Source organism: Paraburkholderia sp., assembly GCF_035501035.1.
Lineage (GTDB): Bacteria > Pseudomonadota > Gammaproteobacteria > Burkholderiales > Burkholderiaceae > Paraburkholderia.
On sequence record NZ_DATJWR010000018.1, the window covers coordinates 1 to 17530 of the forward strand.

A 17530-nucleotide genomic window follows, 5' to 3' on the forward strand; every position below is an offset into this window, starting at 1 on the left:
CCAGCTCACAAATCGCTCCCGCGAAATCGCTTTACGTACTACGACGCGTTCGGCGCTATCGACCGCATGAACCTGCATCACGCTCTTCGCGAGATCCACGCCAACACGAGTAATCCTGTCCATGACGTTCCCCTTTCCCGATAGGTTGTAGCACTATCCATGATGGCACCAGACGGTGCAGATCCGGCGATCGGGGAGGTCCTTACCAATTCAGTCGATCTTCAGTCCGCTTGCCTCGGCGGCGGCCCGCAAGACCTTCACGGCCTCGGGCACGACCTCGTGCCCAATATCGTCGCCTTCGAGAATGCCAATCTTCATGAGTCGTGCTCCAGTTGCGGTAAAAAATCCAGCTCAGGGGGAAAGCACTTCCAGGCTGCGCCCGTTCGTGCGCGGCCCGAATACGCCAACGCCAACAATGATGGCGAGCATGGCGGCGCCAATCATGCAAAACACGCCGGACTGGCCGTAGCGCGCCATCAGGTCGCCAACCCAGTAGCCGACGAGTAGAGACCGCGGCTCGTGCGCGGCGTCAGCTCCGTCACCTTCCGATTTATTTTTCACGCCTTTTGATGTGAACACCGGCAGTTCTGGAAAGGCGTGACCGCTCGTGGAAATGAAGCGCATGAAATCTGCCCGGTTGGCGGTTTGGATTGGCCGAGCAACGGCATTGTTGATGCGCAGATGCGCGCAGGCAATAGCAAAACCAGTTACTTCTTTACTAACCGGAGGTAATCAATGATCGACCGAACTGACCTCAGCCTCGTGCTCGCCGTCCGGGAAACCGGCAGTCTGACGGGTGCGGCGAAGCGTCTGCAAATCACGGGTGCCGCGGTCACGAAACGGCTCGCGCAGGTCGAAGCGTGGCTCTCGGTCAAGCTCTTCGTGAGGACGACGCGAAGCGTCGCGGCAACTCCCGAGGGCGAAATATTCTGCGAATACGCGAGGCATCTGGTCTCGGGATTCGAGACGCTCGAATCGCGTCTCGCCGATTTCACCACCACGCCGGTCGGATCGATCAAGCTCGCGAGCAACGTGGGGTTCGGCAGGCAGTGGCTCGCGCCGGCCATTCAGGTATTTTCGCAGTGCTATCCGTCGGTGAAGATCGAATTGCACCTGCTGAATCGGCTACCGGACCTGCAGGCAGAAGGATTCGATGCCGCCATCTGGCTTTGGCAACCCGTCTCGCCGCAGTGGATCGTCCACACACTGGCGCGCAACACGCGTGTCGTGGTCGCGTCGCCGGACTACATCGAGCGCTTTGGCGCACCCCTCGTGCCGGAGGACCTGCCCCGTCATCAATGCCTGCGCATGCGTGAGCGGGACATGCCGGCGAATGTGTGGCGGCTCAACCGCATCGCTCCAGATGCCGGAGACTCGCCTCTGGTCGAAATCAACGTGACAGGTCGGCTTTCCAGCAACAATGGAGAGGTGTTGCGCGATTGGGCATTGAGCGGCGCGGGAATCGCACTGCGTCCCTATTGGGATGTCCACGGACACATTCGGGATGGCAGCCTCGTTCACGTGCTGAGCGACTATGCCAAGCTTGATTCGGACGTCCAATGGATTGCGCCCTATCGGCCACATCTGCCCGAACGCGTGCGCTTGTTGAGGGAGTTCCTTGAGATTCGAGTTCGAGAGGCGGCGTGGCTCGATTAGGTCGGGTATGCGAAATCTCGCTCAGGTCACACACGGCGACGCTGAAACATTCCAAGGGGAGTCAGCCCCGCCGCGTCAATCAACCTTAGAAGGTGTGCCTTATGCCAATGTTTCCCCCAACGGTGGTGCCTGACACTCCATGCAACAGGCTGAGATCGGATACCGCAAGACCGGTCCTCATGTTACCGTGATTGGAGACCACGCCAATCTGCAAATACAGCGCAGTGCGCCTCGAAAGAAAGTAGTCCGTTCCCCCTGCCACCATCAACGAGTGGTTCGCGGTGGCGTCGCGGTCGCTCGTGTACCACGCACCCGTATTCACATCGAGGAATGGCGTAATCTGATATCGGATACCGCCGCCGTAGACGTTGTTATTGTTCGACCCCGCGACCTTGTAGTTGACAAATGCCCCCCTTATCGTCAACGACCCGATCGTGTAGCTTCCTCCGATCGTTCGCCCCTCGAATTCAACGGTACTCGGGATCGGGGTCTGGACTGTTCCGCCGCCGTTGCCATCGTAGATCGCCGCATTGATTTCGGCGGCACCGTTCTGGTACTTCAAGCTCGCCGACCATTGCCGTCCCGCCGGGAAGTCACCCGCTTCACCGCCCAGTGCAAGCATCACGCTGCCCTGAAAACCTGCCACTTTGGGGCTCGTATAGGACACCGCGTTGGAATTGAATGCTCCCGTTACGTAGACGTTGTTGCAGTACACAACAAGCGCGCTACCGAACTCCGAAAACTGACGCGGATCCGTATCGTACAACGCGAGATAAAACGGGGAGAACTGTACGCCCCCCTTGACCATACCGAATGGGCTGTCGATCCCGACCCACGCCTGTTGCCCGAAAAAATTCCCGTTCGAACTCTTGAATCCCCCGTTGGCAACGCTGATCCCACTCGCGAGTGTGAACTCCGCCTTCACCCCCGAACCCAGGTCCTCCCTTCCGGCCATGCCAAACGATGACGGACCCACGCCGCTATCGACCAACGCAAACTTGCTTCCAGCGTTGCCTCCATTTGAATTTGCCACCTTGCTGGAATAGGCCAGCCCCGCATCCACCACCCCATACAGCGTGACACTCGATTGTGCGTAGGCTACAACTGAATCGAGCAACAACATGAAGAAGGCCAACAATCTCAACCTGATACGTCCCATCTTGAATCTCCTTATGGTTAGATCTGCATTCCTAATCAATTTCCATGACCTTTTAATCCCGCGAGACGAGCAGAATGCCGTGGGGAGCCGGATCGCCGTATGATGGTCACGCGATTTCCCCCGCGCGTCACGGCGAACAGCACTACGTTGTGTCGGCCCCTCTTAAGAAAACAGGGGCTTTGCCATGCCAGCGGCGTCCGCGTCGGTCATGTCTCAGCGAATCCGATTAGATCTATTTCGCGAGCAACGCCCGCAAAAATCCGCTCTTCGGCGTTTCTACGACCTGTGAATTTGCGCGCCTTGCGAGCATCGTTTTGCCGGATTGCAGCCGGTCAGGTTCGGCCGCCAAAGCCGGCGCGCTCTTTCCCTGCACAAAATCGACCGCCGGGAAACAATTGAAATCGAGGATAGTGCACCGCCCCTCCACGGATCGAGGCGAAGGGCAACGGAGAGGGTCAAACTGGACCGATATCCATGCCGGTAACCCATGTAAAATCGCCAACCACGACTCACCGAGGTACGCAGCGTCGGCCTCATGGGCGTAGACGCCACGGTCACAACATCGCAACCTGATGGAAAATTGCATCGCCTGAGCGCCGTTGCCACGACCCAGGCGTCTCGCCTTCAAACATGTCAGAGACCTGCGCCAGCCCACGAGCGCCCGAGCAGATCGCTCAATGGGCCGATTTCGACAGGACGTGGGTTAGCGTAAGGATTCGCGAGCGCCTGTTCGATCGCATATGCAATGCCATCATGCGGCATCCCGATATCACGTAGCGCCAGTGGAATACCACAGTCGTATTCCAGCCGCAGCAGAGCGCGAGGAGCATCATCAGAACCGATCGCACGGCACAGGCGCGTCATGGCCTCCGGGACCATCGGCGCGTTATAGGCGAGCGCGTAAGGCAACACGATGGCATGCGTTTGCGCGTGCGGAAGATCGAACAATCCACCCAGCGTATGGCACAGCTTGTGATGCAGACCCATTGTGGTCACACCGAGGCAGCACGCGCAGAGCCAGGCTCCATACAGCAGCGATGCACGCGCCTCTGGGTTGCCCGGTTCCTTCAGCACTTTCGGTAGCGCAGCTACGATCGCGCGAACCCCATCTTCAGCCATCATCGCGACTATTGGATTGCTGTCGGGCGCATACAGCGCCTCGACAGCGTGCGCGATTGCGTTGAATGCGGACAGTGCCGACATCAACGGTGCAAGCGTAAGTGTGAGGTCCACATCGTAAATCACCACCTCGGGCTGGATCTTCGGGCTGCGCTGGGTCGTCTTGCGGCGATCCTGCGTCTCGCCGAGAATCGGCGTCATTTCGGAGCCCGCGTAGGTGGTAGGAAGCACGATCTGTGGCAGATCGGTGCGCAGTGCGATGGCTTTGCCAAGCCCGGTTGTGGACCCGCCCCCCGCCGAGACGACGCCGTCGATCCGCTCTGCCTCGACGACCTCCAGTGCTTGCTTCGTCACCTCGATCGGCGTGTGAATAGTCGCAGAACTAAGCGTCCCGACTGCACGATCACCCAGAAGCTTTCGCACACGTTCCGCCAGATCGGCCTGCTCCGGCGTCGACAACACCAGCAAGCGCCGCAAGCCGAGCCGCTCCGCCTCTGCGGAGAGAGCGGCGATCGTGCCATGGCCGAAGACGACCCTCGCCGGGAGCATCTGATAGACAAAAGAACCCTTCACCATTCTGTTCCCCCGATGTATCGCACAGCGGCGCTCTTACAAGAATTGGCACGCCTCGTGGAACGCAAGGCGCGGCAACCGCTCGAGCACCTTGCCCGGATCGCCATAGCCAATGTTGCAAAGGAAGTTCACCTTGATATCGCCTTCCGGGAAGAACTCGTCGTTGATTTTCTGTGCGTCGAAGCCTGACATCGGCCCACAGTCCAGTCCGAGAGCACGCGCAGCGAGAATCAGATAAGCGCCCTGCAAGGTGCCGTTTCGAAATGCCGTGCTCTCGATCAGATCCGCGTTGCCTTCGAACATCGTGCGAGCGTCGGCGCGATGCGGAAATAACTTCGTCAAGTGGTCGTAAAAGCGATGATCGTGCGCGACGATCACACACACCGGCGCGGCAAGGGTCTTATCGACGTTCCCCGGCGCCAGCGCCGGCAGCAAGCGCGCCTTCGCTTCGGGCGTACGCAGGAACACGAAGCGCGCCGGAGAAGTGTTCATGCTCGTCGGGCCGTATTTGGCCAGATCGTAGAGCGCCCGTAACTGCTCATCGGTGACTGACTTGTCGAGCCAGCCGTTTTGAGTGCGGGCACCGCGGAACAGCGTGTCGAGTGCGACTGAAATCGGCTCGTTGATCATGTTCGTTATCCAAAGTAAAGAAGGGAATTTATGCGCCGGACGCTGGAGACGAGGCTACGTCAACACGGGATCAGCGTCGGCTGGACTCACTACCCAGCATCGTTCCGATGCGGGACCGCAGTCGCGGCTCGATTCAGGACGAAAGTGAAGTCGAGCGTACTGAACGGCGTATCGATTCGAGTGCCATCGGGCGCCGTGCCACGCTCGTGTTGCTCCCAGTCGGCTATCAACGAAGAACGCACGCCGAACACGGCATCAGAATCGAGGTAGCGGTCGCCTTCGCGAAATACGTGAGTGATAAGACGCTCGTAGCCTGGTGCCTCGATCATGAAGTGCAGATGAGCCGGACGCCATGGATGCCGCCCGAGTGCCTCCAGCATGCGTCCAACCGGACCGTCGTATGGAATTGGATAGGATTCCGCTGTAATCGAACGGAAGTGGAACGATCCGTCCTCGAGACTGCGCAGCGAGCCACGGGCTTTGCTCTCCGCGCCATCGTACTGAATGTCGTAGAAGCCATTGGAATCCGCTTGCCAGACCTCGATATGCGCGTTCGGCACCGGCTCCCCGGCGAGTCCCAGCACCCGCCCGCTCACGAAGCACGGCTGCCCCGTTGCACCATTGGCAACGTCGTCGCCATTTTCGTAACGAGGTGCGTTTGAGACAAAAAATGGCCCAAAGACTGTCGACTCCGTGCAGCCAGCCGGCTTGCGGTTGTTGAGCGCAGTGACGAGCATGGAAAGGCCCAAGGCGTCCGAGAGCAGGATGAATTCCTGCCGCTTGTCATCGGTGATGTGGCCAACATCCGTGAGGAACTGAATACCCTGGTACAACTCGTCTTCGGTCAGGGCCACGTCCCGTGCGAATGCATGGAGATGCTCGATAGCGCTTGTCATGATCCGCTTGAAGCGGCCATCTTTGGCTTGCGCGTGATACGCAAGGGCAATTTGCGTAATGCTGTCTTCGTTGACGTTTCGCATGCATCCTCCAAGTGGTCCGGAATTTGAATAAAGATATATCCAACTGGCGGGATCCGCCTCATGCCCCCGCGGAATAGTGTCCATGACCCGGAATACATAGAGCCCGATTATTGACCGGTGTACTGTTGGCTCCGATAAAAGACACATGCTTCAAAACCGGGCCGATTGCACAGCCGTGTCGCGGAAATGCTCTTTTTTCGGGCATCGGCAAAGCGCTGAAAAACGGGCAGTTCAATCACGCCGCTCCGCAGTTATCCGGACTCGGTGCTATGTGTTGCATCAACGCGCCCCGCTGCATGGGGCTTGTGCCGTGGCCACGGACGGTCGAACTGATCGCCTTCGGTCAGTTGTTTTGCTTTGGCTACGCCGATATCACGGTGTTGCTCGTCATGACGTGGTAGCTGAATCGGTTCCATTCACGGAAATAAGGAATTCGCGTTTCCCCTCCCGGCATCACATATCCAAAACAGAATATCGTGCAAAAAAGATGCAGACACTCAGCGAGTGCACCGTTTTGGATCGGAGGGGAAGTTATTTTCGCCAATTTGTGTGATTCACCAACAGAGAGGAGTCATCTTGCCAATTCAAGCAATCGATTCGACTTATGCGGGAAGAGATTCCCGCGAAGAGCTGTTCGCCTGTGTTGTCGATCAGCAGGAACGTTTCGCAAATAAGGTGTTTCAGACCAGCAGCCCTGACCTGGAGGTGATCTCATGCCCGTCGCACTAGTCACAGGAGCCAGCCGCGGAATTGGTGCGGCTATCGCAATGACCCTTGCCAAACAGGGGTACCGCGTAGTCGTCAATCATCGGAACAGCGCGCCGCTCGCCGAAGACGTCGTCGGGACCATTGTCGCGGCAGGCGGCGAAGCGGTGGCGATCAAAGCGGACGTCACCGAGCCCGCCGATGTCACGGCCATGGTCGATGAAATCACCCAGCGGTGGGGCGGCGTGGACGTGCTCGTGCATAACGCGTTGACGCCCTATGCCATCACCTCGTTCGCCGACCTGACGTGGGAGCAACTCGGAGACAAGCTGGACAGCGAACTGCGCGCCGCCTTCCTGACAACGAAAGCGGTGGTGCCGGGCATGATGTCTCGTAGTCACGGACGGTTGATCTACCTGAGCGCGTTGCTGTCGCGTCGTCCGCGTGTCGGGATGATTACGCTCGGCACCGCCAAGGCGGCCATGGACCAGTTTGTCCGGTATATCGCGCTGGAACTCGCGCCGCACGGAATCACGGCCAACATCGTCGCACCGACCACCGTGGAGGGCGCAACCTCGACTGAGTTGGTCTCGCCCGACCGGTTGCGAGCGATTGCCGCCGCCATACCGATGCAACGACTCGCCCGTCCGAACGAAGTAGCTAGCACGGTGGCGTTCCTCGCAAGCGAGGATTCGGGCTTCACCACCGGCCACTACCTTCCGGTCAGTGGCGGCCTTGGCATGGACTGAACCGGGCGAATGCGCCAATCGCTACGAGACGGCGGGCGCGCTGCGCTCGCCGAAGCATCCGATCGACCTGATAGAGGAGTAACTTGCTCATGCTCTCGATTGACTTGACCTATGTGGGAAGTGGTATTCACGAAGAACTGATCGCGCATGTAGCCGATCAGGAGGGCTTTTTCGAAGACGAGGGTGTGCACGTCGCACTCCGTGACGGAGCGGTCTGGCCGACTGAACGCGTGCGCGGCGGCGCGACCATCGGTCTGGGCCGTGCTCTGTTGTCGCGAATGACCAATGGCATCCCGTGGACCGTGCTCGCCGCCAATACTCATCGCCCGCTGTTCTGGTTTCTGGCGCGCGGCGATATCAAGTCCATGGACGAGCTTCGTGGGCGCCGTCTCGCTGTCCATGGCGCCCGCACCGCCCCCGGTTGCTTCGCGCGGATCGTACTCCGCAAGCACGGACTGGATCCCGATCGCGACCTGCAGTGCGTGGAGCGGATCCCTGCCGACTATCAAATGGACTTGCGGCGCCTTCGCGATGGGTCGATCGATGCGGCCTACGTGGGTAGCACGCTGGCGCCCGAGCAAATCGCCGCTGAGGAGGGCCTGACGCTGCTGTCCTGGGTCGGCGACCACCTCCAGATCCCGACCGTGGGCATTGCTGTGGACCGTTCGCGCATTGCGCTCGACGATCCCGCCCTTCAGGCCGTGGTTCGGGCAAACAAGCGTGCTCTTCGGGTCATCGCCGAGCAACCGCGCGTGGCCGTCAAGCACATTGCGTCGCTCCTGAATCGATTGACGATGGAGGAAGCACAGCAGCACTACGAGCGCTACGTTCGCCCCTACTTCACCGGTGACGGCAAGGTGAACCCCGAGGCGGTTCGGGAAGGGGTCGCGGCTGTCGCCACCGAACTCGGTGTCTCTGCGGCAGATGCCGATCAGATGTACCTCCCTGCTCTTTGATCGCGGCGGCTTCGAAATATCGGCCCGCAGGTGCTCGTTTCGGACCCGCGGGACCGACAGCTTCGGAGTTCTAATCTCCGGCAGTGCGATTGCGATGGACGTAGTGCTCGATTCATGAATAACCGGCGACGCCCCAGCGAGATCTAGGCTAATACCTCTTCCTGTCGAACCATTTCGAGCAGGTCAAGAAATTGCATCGTGACCTGGATACCCGGTTCTAAATCCGCGCGCGACGCAAAACAGCGGTGTGACCCGCGCTCGTTCATTATGTTCACGTTTGCCTGCAGCGTCGCGCCGCGCCCTTGACACAGAAGAACCGAATATCGTCCGGCGTGAGGAATACACATCCCCTTCGGCAAGAATAATTCTCCCGCCGGTCCAACTTCGCATACCAGCTCGTGACACCTTCCCAGTAATTGGGCGGAGCGCCGCATATCGCCATCGAGAATCAGCTGGCGAATGACGGTCGACGAAGCGGGTTTTGCGTCCAATGCAACACGCAAGGGGACAGGATGGACGCTGAAATTCGTGGACTTTCCAAGTTGCCTCAAATACTCGACTGTCCCTACACGCCCCTTTCCGCAAACAAAATTCTCCCCAACCACGAGCGCCCGCATCCCCAGCTGCCCGATGAGCGCTTCCCGTACGAAATCGTCCGCCGCCTGTTCCCGCTGATTCCGGTCAAAGGGTATCAAGTACGTACGATCGACACATCCCGTCGATTCGAGGAGCTCCAGCCTTCGCTGCACGCTCACGAGCATGGCCGGCGCCCTCGCCGGCTGCAGCACACTGCGCGGATGCGGGTCGAACGTCACGACCACCGACTGCAATCCACGGTCCCTCGCCGTTTCTCGCAACATCTGCAACACGCGCCGATGACCGTCATGCACGCCGTCGAAGACACCAATCGAAATCACGCATCCTTGCTTCGATAATTTCATGATCTCGCTCCATGACGGGTGATGAAGCGGATCATAGAAGGCAATCGAGGCCAGGGCCACCTACCCCATCGAATGATCTAAATAACCGGCAGTCATAGTCCGGTGGCAATCTTCCTGGGAAAAGAGTTGCTTCATTACGGTTCGGAGCCATTGGTTTCCCAGATCGCGGTGTACACGATCGTGCCAATACTGGGCAATCTCAATTGTTGGGAAATCAAGCGGCGGCTCGATAAGCTGGAGGCCGCAATCGCGAACCAGCCCGATAGCCAGCGAGCGCGGAATCGTAACAATGGCGTCCGTGCGCTGCGCGATCAGCGCGGCGGCCGAAAACGTGGGCACGCGGGACACGATGTTCTCGCGCGGCACGTGGGTCTCGAGCAACCGCTCGACGGACAGATGCTCGTGCCCTGTGCCGACGGCCGAAACGACGACGTGCCTCTCGGCGATGAACGCCTCCAGACTCGGCGTAGCGCCGATACGAAGATGGCCCCTGCGCGCCACACAGGCAAATCGCTCCGACCACAACGGCAAACGGCGGATGCCTGTCGTGAGCGAAGGGAACGAACCAATCGCGATGTCGATCAACCCCGATTCCAGCCATAGATCCAGATGTTGGGCGTCGCAGTGGACGGCCTGCAAATGCGCACGTGGTGCGTGCTCGCGCAAATAGTTGAGCAGCGGCGGGAACATGTTCACCACGCCGGCGTCGACCACATGAATTCTGAACACACGCTCCGTAGTCTCTGGATTGAAAGCAGCATGTGACGAGCGCAACTGCCTGAAGTTATCGAGGATCGACTTGATGGGGTCTGCGAGTTCGAGTGCCTTGGGCGTCGGCTCCATGCGCATGGATACGCGAATGAAGAGCGGGTCGCCGAAATATAGGCGCAGACGCGCGAGCGTCTTGCTCAGCGCCGGCTGTGTGACGTTGAGTACATGCGCGGCTTTCGTGATGCTGTGCTCAGTCATCAACACATCAAAAACCTGCAGGTGATGAAAGTCGAGATCCGCCTCATTCCGCTGCGGAATAGTGTCCATGACGCGTCATCCATAGAGCTGTAGGTTGGGTCGGTGTAATTTAGCTCAAACAAAAAAGCTGCAGGGCACCGGGTAATCCCCAAGGCGCGCGCCGAGAATGCGGCCGATACGCCCAGCCTCGCACGCTTGTTCAACACATGCAAAGCCAGAGCCAACCAGGAGACACCATGACTCAAGCGCAAATTCAATCGGTGCAGGCGGCCACCCCGCCGCTTTATGAAGCCGCCGACGGATTACCGCACATCGACGCCACGGCGTTTCGCGAGGCGCTTGCCCATGCTGCAACCCCGGTTACGGTCATCGCATCGGACGGCGTGGCAGGCAAGGCTGGCGTGACCTGCTCAGCTGTCTGCTCGGTCAGCGATTCGCCGCCTACGATTCTTTTTTGCGTCAACCGGCGCAGCGCCGCGAATAGCATCATCAAGGCGAACGGATTTTTGTCCGTGAACTGGCTGCATGCGCTCCAAACCGACGTTTCTCAGCTTTTTTCCGGCGTCGGCCAGATACCCATGTCAGAACGCTTCAGCGACGAGCGCTGGCAGTTCTCCGAACATGGCATTCCATACCGCGCCGACGCCATTGTCTCGCTCGATTGCCGATTCACCTCGGCAACGGAAGTGGGAACGCACAGCGTTTTCTTCGCACGAGTCCTGAGCGCACGGAAATCACCAGATGCAGCACCGCTGGTTTATTGCCAGCGTACATATGCAACGACACGCCCCACAGAATCCTGACCACGCTGTTTCAAGACCACCAAAGGAGTAGACGTATGATTCGCACCGGCAAGCAATATCTCGAGTCGCTCAACGACGGACGTGACGTCTGGGTCGGCAACGAGAAGATCGACAATATCGCAACGCACCCGAAAACGCGCGGCTATGCAAAGGTTCACGCCGACTTCTACGATCTGCACCACCGGGAAGACCTCCAGGACGTGCTGACCTTCGTCGACGAAGATGGCATTCGACGTTCGATGCAGTGGTTTGGCCATCGCAACAAGGAAGAGCTTCGCCGCAAACGTAAGTACCACGAAACGATCATGCGCGAGCTTGCCGGCGCTTCGTTTCCGCGCACGCCCGACGTGAACAACTATGTGCTGATGACTTACGTCGATGACCCGACGCCGTGGGAAACCCACGCTATCGGTGCAGAAGGAAAGGGTCTCGCGCAAAATATCGTGAATTTCGTGAAGCACGCCAAGGACAACGACTTCAACTGTGCACCGCAATTCGTCGATCCTCAAATGGATCGCTCGGGTCCCGAGGCGCAGGCGAAATCTCCTGGCCTGCGCGTCGTCAAGAGCGATGAGCACGGCATTACCGTCACCGGGGTAAAGGCCATCGGCACCGGCGTGCCATTTGCCGACTGGATCCATATCGGCGTTTTCTTCCGCCCCGGCATTCCAGGCGAGCAGATCATTTTTGCCGCAACGCCGGTCAATACGAAGGGCGTGACGATCGTTTGCCGTGAAAGCACCGTGCGGGAGGACGAAACGGAGCACCCGCTTGCGTCACAAGGCGACGAACTCGATGGCGTAACGGTATTCGACAATGTGTTCATTCCGTGGAGCCATGTGTTCCATATTGGCAACCCGGACCATGCCAAGCTTTATCCGCAACGTGTATTCGACTGGCTCCACTATGCCGCGCTGATTCGTCAGGTGGTGCGAGCCGAACTGATGGCGGGGCTTGCAGTGCTGATCACCGAGCACATCGGCACGAACAAGATTCCGCAGGTGCAGACACGCGTCGCGAAGCTGATCGGCTTCCATCAGGCGACGCTCGCGCACATGATCGCAGCCGAAGAACTCGGGTTTCACACGCCGGGCGGGCACTACAAGCCCAATATCCTGATCTACGATTTCGGCCGCGCGTATTACCTCGAGCATTTCTCGGCGATGATCTACGAACTGGTCGATCTATGCGGCCGCAGCGCGCTGATTTTCCCGACCGACGCACAGTGGAAAGATCCGAAGCTTGGTCCGTGGTTCGAGCGCATGAACAGCGGCCCGATGGGCGAACCGATCGATCGCGTGAAGATTGGTCGCGTCGTGCGCGATCTGTTCCTCTCGGAATGGGGCGGCCGCCTCTTCATGTTCGAGAACTTCAACGGCACGCCGCTGCAGACCATTCGCTCCCTGACGATGCAACGTGCGGAGTTTGCCGGATCGGGGCCCTACGGCGCGCTCGCCTCCAAGGTTTGTGGCATCGAACACCGCACCGAGGCGATGACGGAATATGCCGCTGCCGCTGACTACGCCAAGGCTCAGGACAAGGCGCGTCATCAGGAGCAGATCGCCATGCGCAGTGCGCTGACGGTTTAGTGATGAAGGGTGTGCGGCGCTTGCCGTGCCGCACACCTCGCGATGGTTTGAAGCCATTCCCCGAGCGCCCCGGATTCGGTAATGCCTCGTGCTCAAAGCAGCGCATCAGGACCCAACCGCGAGGTCGTTATCCTGCACGTAAAATAATCAGACGATTTACACGTACCTGTCCCGACACTGCAAATAAACAACACTCCGCAACCAATATCTTTGCCTCAACGAAATGACGCGCTACGCTCCCGTTCACGGTCTTATTGTCGAGCGTGGAAAATCTTCCCCAGTCCGCTCACCAATTACTGTGGATTGCTGATGAAAAAAGTGCTCATTTCCAGTGCAACTGGCGCGCTTTTCGCTGCCGCGGCGTCGTCGGTGTTCGCACAAAGCTCGGTCACGCTGTACGGCATCGTCGATGAAGCCATCCGATATCAGACGAATGCTGGCCCGGGCGGCAACGACCAGGTCGCCATGACGTCCGGCCCGGAAACCCACAGCCGCTGGGGCTTGAGGGGCAGTGAGGATCTGGGGGACGGCTGGTCCGCAATCTTCCGCCTCGAAAACGGCTTCGAAGCCTTCAATGGGCAACTACACGTCCCTGACACGCTGTTCAGTCGGCAAGCTTTTGTGGGTCTTTCGAACAAAACGTGGGGCTCGCTGACCTTTGGCAGGCAATATGCGCCGGCCTACGACACCTTGGGCGATATCTTCGACCCATTGACCGTTGGCAACTATTGGCAAAACAGCTGGATGTATAACGGCATCGGCCCTTACCTGGAAGTCAACAACTCGGTCAAGTACAAGGGCAGCTTCCAGGGCCTGGATGTCAATGCCCTTTACGGCTTTGGCAACCAGCCGGGCGCGGTCGGTCTCGGCGCCACCTATGCCGTGGAACTGACGTACACGTATGGCCCTGCCATGCTTAACGCTGGCTTTCAGCAGGTCTCCGTTCCGACATCTGCGACTGGCTCTTCGGTTGGCAACAATGTCGGCAGCTCGATCAATGGCGCCAAGACCAACTTCCTGCACATCAGCGGCGCATTTCAGCTCACCCACGACATCCGCCTCCTCGCCGGCTGGCTGCGGGCGCAGGACCAGACTGGTTTGACTGACAGCTACATGCAACAAGCTGGCGCGCCGGCACTGAAGGGTGCCAGCCCCAACCGTATCGACGACACCTATTACGTCGGTGCGAACTGGCACGCCATGCCTGCGCTGCTGTTCACGTTCGCCTACTACTACGGGCAGACGCGCAATGCTGAACTACTCGACGGCTCGCTCGGCAATGGGGTGAACCAATCGGCTACCGTTCTCGCCGAATACTCGTTCACCAAGCGCACGGAAGTCTACGGGATCACCGACTTCGCGCGCGGCACAGGCGCCTTCTCCGCCGACTACCCGGGCGGAGTCAACGGCGAGGGCGTTCCGACCAACACCATTGGCCGGACCAACCAGGTGGGCGTGGCAATCGGACTTCGCACGATCTTCTAATGACGCGTTCATAGCATTCGACACGCCCCCGTCGCGTGCACGCGCCCCGATTGCTGCGGCCTTGAATGCAAGGCAGCAAACAATTCCTCCGCATGCCTCGCAGCTGAACGTCGACTGCCTGGCCGCGAAGCGTAGGTGCATCAGCCAGCTCATTGCATCGTCCACGTATACCAACAGCGTGCAGGTCGGCGCACGCGTGGCTGGTAGACCTTCAGCGGTCGTTGCCGGCGCGGCACCCAGTCCGACCTCCGTCATGCGTTTCCCGAACGCTTCGTTCGCGAGCCGGATGCCATGGCAAACGAGCGGTTCTCTCAAGTACGAAGGGGCCTCAGAGGCCCCTTCGTGTTGATGCAGCCGTGGTTCACGTCAGGACGTCGGGCGTCGTTTGCGAGGACGAGCGCTCGCTGGGTCGCCCCGCCCCGCTCAGCGTTCGAGAAAGGACCTCAACTTGTCAGCGTGACCGGGACCCCTGAGCCTGCGCATCGCCTGGCTTTCGATTTGACGGATCCGCTCGCGGGTCACGCCAAACTGCTCGCCGACCTCCCCCAGCGTATGGTCAGAGGTCGTATCGAGCCCGAATCGCATCCGCAGGACTTTGGCCTCGCGTGGCGACAATCCGTCGAGCGCCTCATCAATTGCGGCACGCATGTTCGCGTGAACTGCGGCCTCAGCCGGCGAACTCGCAGAGACATCCTCGATCAAGTCACCGAGCGTCGCGTCGGCATCGTCGCCTGCCGGCGTTTCGAGCGACACAGGTAGCCTGGCGGTCCTGAGAATACTGCGGACTTTATCCTCGGACATCTCCATACGCTCCGCAAGCGCAGCGGGATGCGCTTCCTGTCCCGTCTGTTGCAGGATTTCGCGCGAAATCCGGTTCAACCTGTTGATCGCCTCGATCATGTGCACCGGCACACGAATGGTCCGCGCCTGATCGGCAAGTGCACGCGCGACAGCCTGCCGGACCCACCAGGTAGCGTACGTCGAGAACTTCCAGCCGCGCCGATATTCGAACTTGTCGACCGCCTTCATCAGGCCGATATTGCCTTCCTGGATCAGATCCAGGAACGGCATGCCGCGGTTCACGTATTTCTTGGCAATTGAAATGACAAGGCGAAGATTCGCTTCGATCAGCTCCCGCTTGGCCTGCCGCATTTTCGACTCCGCGGTGCTCATCTTGCGGTTGATCTCCTTGAGCTGCTGGAGCGGCAACGAGACCCTGGCCTCGATGCCAGTGAGTTTCTGCTGCCCGGCCTGAATGGCTGGCAGATGTCGCTCGAGCGCCGCGCCAAACCGCCGCGAAGTCGCCGCCATGCGGTTGGTCCATTCAAGGTCGGTCTCGTGGCCCGGGAACGACTCGACAAAGGACTCCCGTGGCATGCCGCAACGGCCGACGGCGATTTCGAGGATGCCACGCTCGATCGCGCGAACTTCCGCAATTTGTTCGTGCACATTGGCACACAGGCGGTCGACGGTTCTAGCCGTAAAGCGGATCTGTACCAGTTCGCGCTGGATCTCCGAGCGCACTCGCGCAACGGCTGCAGAAGGGGCTGTACCAGTGTCGGTAATATCCTGCAACTGTTCGAACAGTGCACGTACACGCGCGAAAACCGCCAGACACTCGTTCGTGAGTAGTTCACGGCGGGCTGCGTTCGCCGCCTCCGGATCCTCCGCGTCCAGCTCAATATCGTCACTGTCCGCAGTCGAAATCTTCACTTCATTTTCTTCGGAGTCCGGCGTGATTGCGCCTTCGCTTACCTCGTCGCTGATGCCATCGACCAGATCGTCGATACTCAGTTCGCCGGCAACGATGCGGTCCACATCGGCGAGCATCGTGGCCACGATCGACGGACACGCAGCGACCGCCTGAATCATGTCGTGCAGGCCGCACTCGATACGTTTCGCGATCTCAACTTCGCCTGCACGGGTCAGCAACTCTCTGGCGCCCATCTCGCGCATGTACATCCGGACCGGATCAGTCGTGCGTCCGAATTCGGAATCGACGGTCGACAGGGCAGCTTCCGCTTCCTCGTCCGCCTGCTCGTCGGGCGAGACGGTGCGTGCGGTGTCGCTTAGGAGGAGTGTTGCTGCGTCCGGCACCTGCTCGTACACCACCACGCCCATTTCGCTGAACGTGCCGATGATTGCCTCCATCGCGGCAGTTTGCGTAAAGTCGTCTGCAAGGTGATCGTTGATCTCCATGTGCGTGAGATACCCGCGCTCACGGCCAAGCGCGATCAGCGCACGCATCTGGCGTTGACGTTCTTCGTCCTGTCGTGCGATTGACTCGATGTCGAGAGGTGCTTCGACGGCCAGGGGCGTTCCCTTTGCCGCTCGGCGACTGGCCTTTGGCGTAACCGCGATCGCGCGGGATGCTAAATCGTCACGAACTGGATTTGCCAATACGTTCTCCTCGACAGGTTGGCTGACGATCGGCGCAGGCAGGACGGCAGATCAAGTTGACTGTCGGGGTGCAAACGGAATCGCGGAATGACGCACGGACAATCGAGGCTGGGCTGCCTCCATCTGGATCTGGTGTGCGAAGATTGGGGAATCCTAAATCATACCCGACATTGTTGTGCAGCGCAACATGCGATGCCGATCTTCGACCCGCGCACGTGCGGTGCCGCCCTTGCGCCGCCCCTCGGGTGGTGCCTCTATGCCGCCATCGAACTGGCCTCACTGCCGCCCCGTGGGTGGGACTGCCCCTCATTCGCATAGCGGATGAACGCATCTGCGTTCGCACGAACAAGCACGCGACAGCTTTGAACCAGACCGGGATCTCCAGGCGCGCAGGGGGAGGTGTCTGGCATCTGGAAGCGTTGCCTGGAGGCGGGAGATCATGCGTCGTCATAGCGGCATGCCTATCACTCCGGCCATGTCAGTACCTTCTCGCGTACCCTTCGCGCCACAAGGCAGCACCCACGGAAGCCAGCAACATTACGTCGCTCTCGCCCAAACCATCCCATGCGCCGGCCAGCCACTTTGCGAAGCTCGCGCAGGCACGGTCTAGATCGATCGCCGCGCGACCTTCGCGATTCAGCTGCTCGAAGACGGAAATCACATCATCCGGGGTCATCGTCAGTTCCATTTTAGGGGGACTGCAAGCGTGCATCAGCGCTTCAAGGCCGCCGCCCATATCGAACTACGCCATCGCAGCGCCCCATAACAGCGCGCCACATGTCGCGATCAATTTCCAGTTTTCACTGTCCATCGCTG

General features: G+C 59.6%; 16 protein-coding genes and 2 pseudogenes. 7 read left to right on the forward strand and 11 right to left on the reverse strand.

Features of this window, described 5'->3' with window-relative positions; translation table 11 throughout:
- A pseudogene (locus tag VMJ11_RS01095) lies at positions 1-123 on the reverse strand (IS110 family transposase); the annotation flags it as partial.
- Positions 124-351: 228 nt separating this feature from the next.
- Positions 352-624, reverse strand: coding sequence for a hypothetical protein (locus VMJ11_RS01100; protein WP_325616048.1), 273 nt, complete (start codon positions 622-624; stop codon positions 352-354).
- A 111-nt stretch (positions 625-735) separates the two neighbouring features.
- Between VMJ11_RS01100 and VMJ11_RS01105 the strand changes: the two genes are divergently transcribed.
- Positions 736-1656 carry a LysR family transcriptional regulator gene (locus VMJ11_RS01105; RefSeq protein ID WP_325616050.1) on the forward strand — a complete coding sequence of 307 codons (921 nt, stop codon included), beginning with the start codon at positions 736-738 and terminating at the stop codon, positions 1654-1656.
- An 85-nt stretch (positions 1657-1741) separates the two neighbouring features.
- Here VMJ11_RS01105 and VMJ11_RS01110 read toward each other — a convergent pair whose 3' ends face one another.
- The 4 genes from VMJ11_RS01110 to VMJ11_RS01125 form a co-directional block, all read right to left on the reverse strand.
- A complete protein-coding gene (locus VMJ11_RS01110; protein WP_325616052.1) occupies positions 1742-2815 on the reverse strand; it encodes a porin in 1074 nt (357 codons plus the stop codon).
- Between the two features lie 633 nt (positions 2816-3448).
- Positions 3449-4510, reverse strand: coding sequence for a maleylacetate reductase (locus tag VMJ11_RS01115; protein WP_325616054.1), 1062 nt, complete (start codon positions 4508-4510; stop codon positions 3449-3451).
- Positions 4511-4543: 33 nt separating this feature from the next.
- On the reverse strand, positions 4544-5137 hold the full coding sequence (locus tag VMJ11_RS01120) for a malonic semialdehyde reductase (protein ID WP_325616056.1): 594 nt from the start codon (positions 5135-5137) through the stop codon (positions 4544-4546).
- Between the two features lie 89 nt (positions 5138-5226).
- Positions 5227-6117 (reverse strand): intradiol ring-cleavage dioxygenase, encoded by an 891-nt coding sequence (locus VMJ11_RS01125; RefSeq protein ID WP_325616058.1) that lies wholly within the window; start codon positions 6115-6117, stop codon positions 5227-5229.
- A 110-nt stretch (positions 6118-6227) separates the two neighbouring features.
- On the opposite strand from VMJ11_RS01125, the gene VMJ11_RS01130 reads away from it, so the two are divergent.
- From VMJ11_RS01130 to VMJ11_RS01140, 3 genes are all read left to right on the forward strand, one after another.
- Entirely contained in the window at positions 6228-6518 is a 291-nt protein-coding gene (locus VMJ11_RS01130) for a hypothetical protein (protein ID WP_325616060.1), read from the forward strand.
- A 312-nt stretch (positions 6519-6830) separates the two neighbouring features.
- The gene (locus tag VMJ11_RS01135) at positions 6831-7571 is read left to right on the forward strand and encodes an SDR family NAD(P)-dependent oxidoreductase (protein WP_325616062.1); all 741 of its coding nucleotides are present in this window, start codon (positions 6831-6833) and stop codon (positions 7569-7571) included.
- An 89-nt stretch (positions 7572-7660) separates the two neighbouring features.
- The gene (locus VMJ11_RS01140) at positions 7661-8527 is read left to right on the forward strand and encodes an ABC transporter substrate-binding protein (protein ID WP_325616064.1); all 867 of its coding nucleotides are present in this window, start codon (positions 7661-7663) and stop codon (positions 8525-8527) included.
- Between the two features lie 143 nt (positions 8528-8670).
- Here VMJ11_RS01140 and VMJ11_RS01145 read toward each other — a convergent pair whose 3' ends face one another.
- Together VMJ11_RS01145 and VMJ11_RS01150 are read right to left on the reverse strand one after the other, a co-directional pair.
- Positions 8671-9468: an FAD synthetase family protein gene (locus VMJ11_RS01145; protein ID WP_325616066.1), complete on the reverse strand. Its 798-nt coding sequence runs from the start codon at positions 9466-9468 to the stop codon at positions 8671-8673.
- A gap of 60 nt (positions 9469-9528) precedes the next feature.
- Positions 9529-10506 (reverse strand): LysR family transcriptional regulator, encoded by a 978-nt coding sequence (locus VMJ11_RS01150; RefSeq protein WP_325616068.1) that lies wholly within the window; start codon positions 10504-10506, stop codon positions 9529-9531.
- A 167-nt stretch (positions 10507-10673) separates the two neighbouring features.
- Between VMJ11_RS01150 and VMJ11_RS01155 the strand changes: the two genes are divergently transcribed.
- The 3 genes from VMJ11_RS01155 to VMJ11_RS01165 all read left to right on the forward strand — a co-directional run bounded on the left by VMJ11_RS01155 (position 10674) and on the right by VMJ11_RS01165 (position 14314).
- Complete coding sequence (locus tag VMJ11_RS01155; protein ID WP_325616070.1) at positions 10674-11240, forward strand: flavin reductase; 567 nt, start codon at positions 10674-10676, stop codon at positions 11238-11240.
- A 35-nt stretch (positions 11241-11275) separates the two neighbouring features.
- A complete protein-coding gene (locus VMJ11_RS01160; protein WP_325616074.1) occupies positions 11276-12829 on the forward strand; it encodes a 4-hydroxyphenylacetate 3-hydroxylase family protein in 1554 nt (517 codons plus the stop codon).
- A 309-nt stretch (positions 12830-13138) separates the two neighbouring features.
- A complete protein-coding gene (locus VMJ11_RS01165) occupies positions 13139-14314 on the forward strand; it encodes a porin (protein ID WP_325616077.1) in 1176 nt (391 codons plus the stop codon).
- A gap of 102 nt (positions 14315-14416) precedes the next feature.
- On the opposite strand, the pseudogene VMJ11_RS34375 reads toward VMJ11_RS01165, so the two are convergent.
- The 3 genes and pseudogenes from VMJ11_RS34375 to VMJ11_RS01175 form a co-directional block, all read right to left on the reverse strand.
- Positions 14417-14611: pseudogene (locus VMJ11_RS34375) on the reverse strand (ISNCY family transposase); the annotation flags it as partial.
- 126 nt (positions 14612-14737) lie between these two features.
- A complete protein-coding gene (gene rpoD, locus VMJ11_RS01170) occupies positions 14738-16714 on the reverse strand; it encodes an RNA polymerase sigma factor RpoD (protein ID WP_414694263.1) in 1977 nt (658 codons plus the stop codon).
- 478 nt (positions 16715-17192) lie between these two features.
- Entirely contained in the window at positions 17193-17390 is a 198-nt protein-coding gene (locus tag VMJ11_RS01175; RefSeq protein WP_325616140.1) for a hypothetical protein, read from the reverse strand.
- Positions 17391-17530 lie beyond the last annotated feature (140 nt).

Coding starts and splice junctions, on each gene's coding strand:
- VMJ11_RS01160 (WP_325616074.1), top strand. CDS start 11,276: ATGATTCGCACCGGCAAGCAATATCTCGAGTCGCTCAACGACGGACGT.
- VMJ11_RS01105 (WP_325616050.1), top strand. CDS start 736: ATGATCGACCGAACTGACCTCAGCCTCGTGCTCGCCGTCCGGGAAACC.
- VMJ11_RS01165 (WP_325616077.1), top strand. CDS start 13,139: ATGAAAAAAGTGCTCATTTCCAGTGCAACTGGCGCGCTTTTCGCTGCC.
- VMJ11_RS01175 (WP_325616140.1), bottom strand. CDS start 17,390: ATGACCCCGGATGATGTGATTTCCGTCTTCGAGCAGCTGAATCGCGAA.
- VMJ11_RS01125 (WP_325616058.1), bottom strand. CDS start 6,117: ATGCGAAACGTCAACGAAGACAGCATTACGCAAATTGCCCTTGCGTAT.
- VMJ11_RS01135 (WP_325616062.1), top strand. CDS start 6,831: ATGCCCGTCGCACTAGTCACAGGAGCCAGCCGCGGAATTGGTGCGGCT.
- VMJ11_RS01145 (WP_325616066.1), bottom strand. CDS start 9,468: ATGAAATTATCGAAGCAAGGATGCGTGATTTCGATTGGTGTCTTCGAC.
- VMJ11_RS01115 (WP_325616054.1), bottom strand. CDS start 4,510: ATGGTGAAGGGTTCTTTTGTCTATCAGATGCTCCCGGCGAGGGTCGTC.
- VMJ11_RS01120 (WP_325616056.1), bottom strand. CDS start 5,137: ATGATCAACGAGCCGATTTCAGTCGCACTCGACACGCTGTTCCGCGGT.
- VMJ11_RS01140 (WP_325616064.1), top strand. CDS start 7,661: ATGCTCTCGATTGACTTGACCTATGTGGGAAGTGGTATTCACGAAGAA.
- VMJ11_RS01100 (WP_325616048.1), bottom strand. CDS start 624: ATGCGCTTCATTTCCACGAGCGGTCACGCCTTTCCAGAACTGCCGGTG.
- VMJ11_RS01150 (WP_325616068.1), bottom strand. CDS start 10,506: ATGGACACTATTCCGCAGCGGAATGAGGCGGATCTCGACTTTCATCAC.
- VMJ11_RS01155 (WP_325616070.1), top strand. CDS start 10,674: ATGACTCAAGCGCAAATTCAATCGGTGCAGGCGGCCACCCCGCCGCTT.
- VMJ11_RS01110 (WP_325616052.1), bottom strand. CDS start 2,815: ATGGGACGTATCAGGTTGAGATTGTTGGCCTTCTTCATGTTGTTGCTC.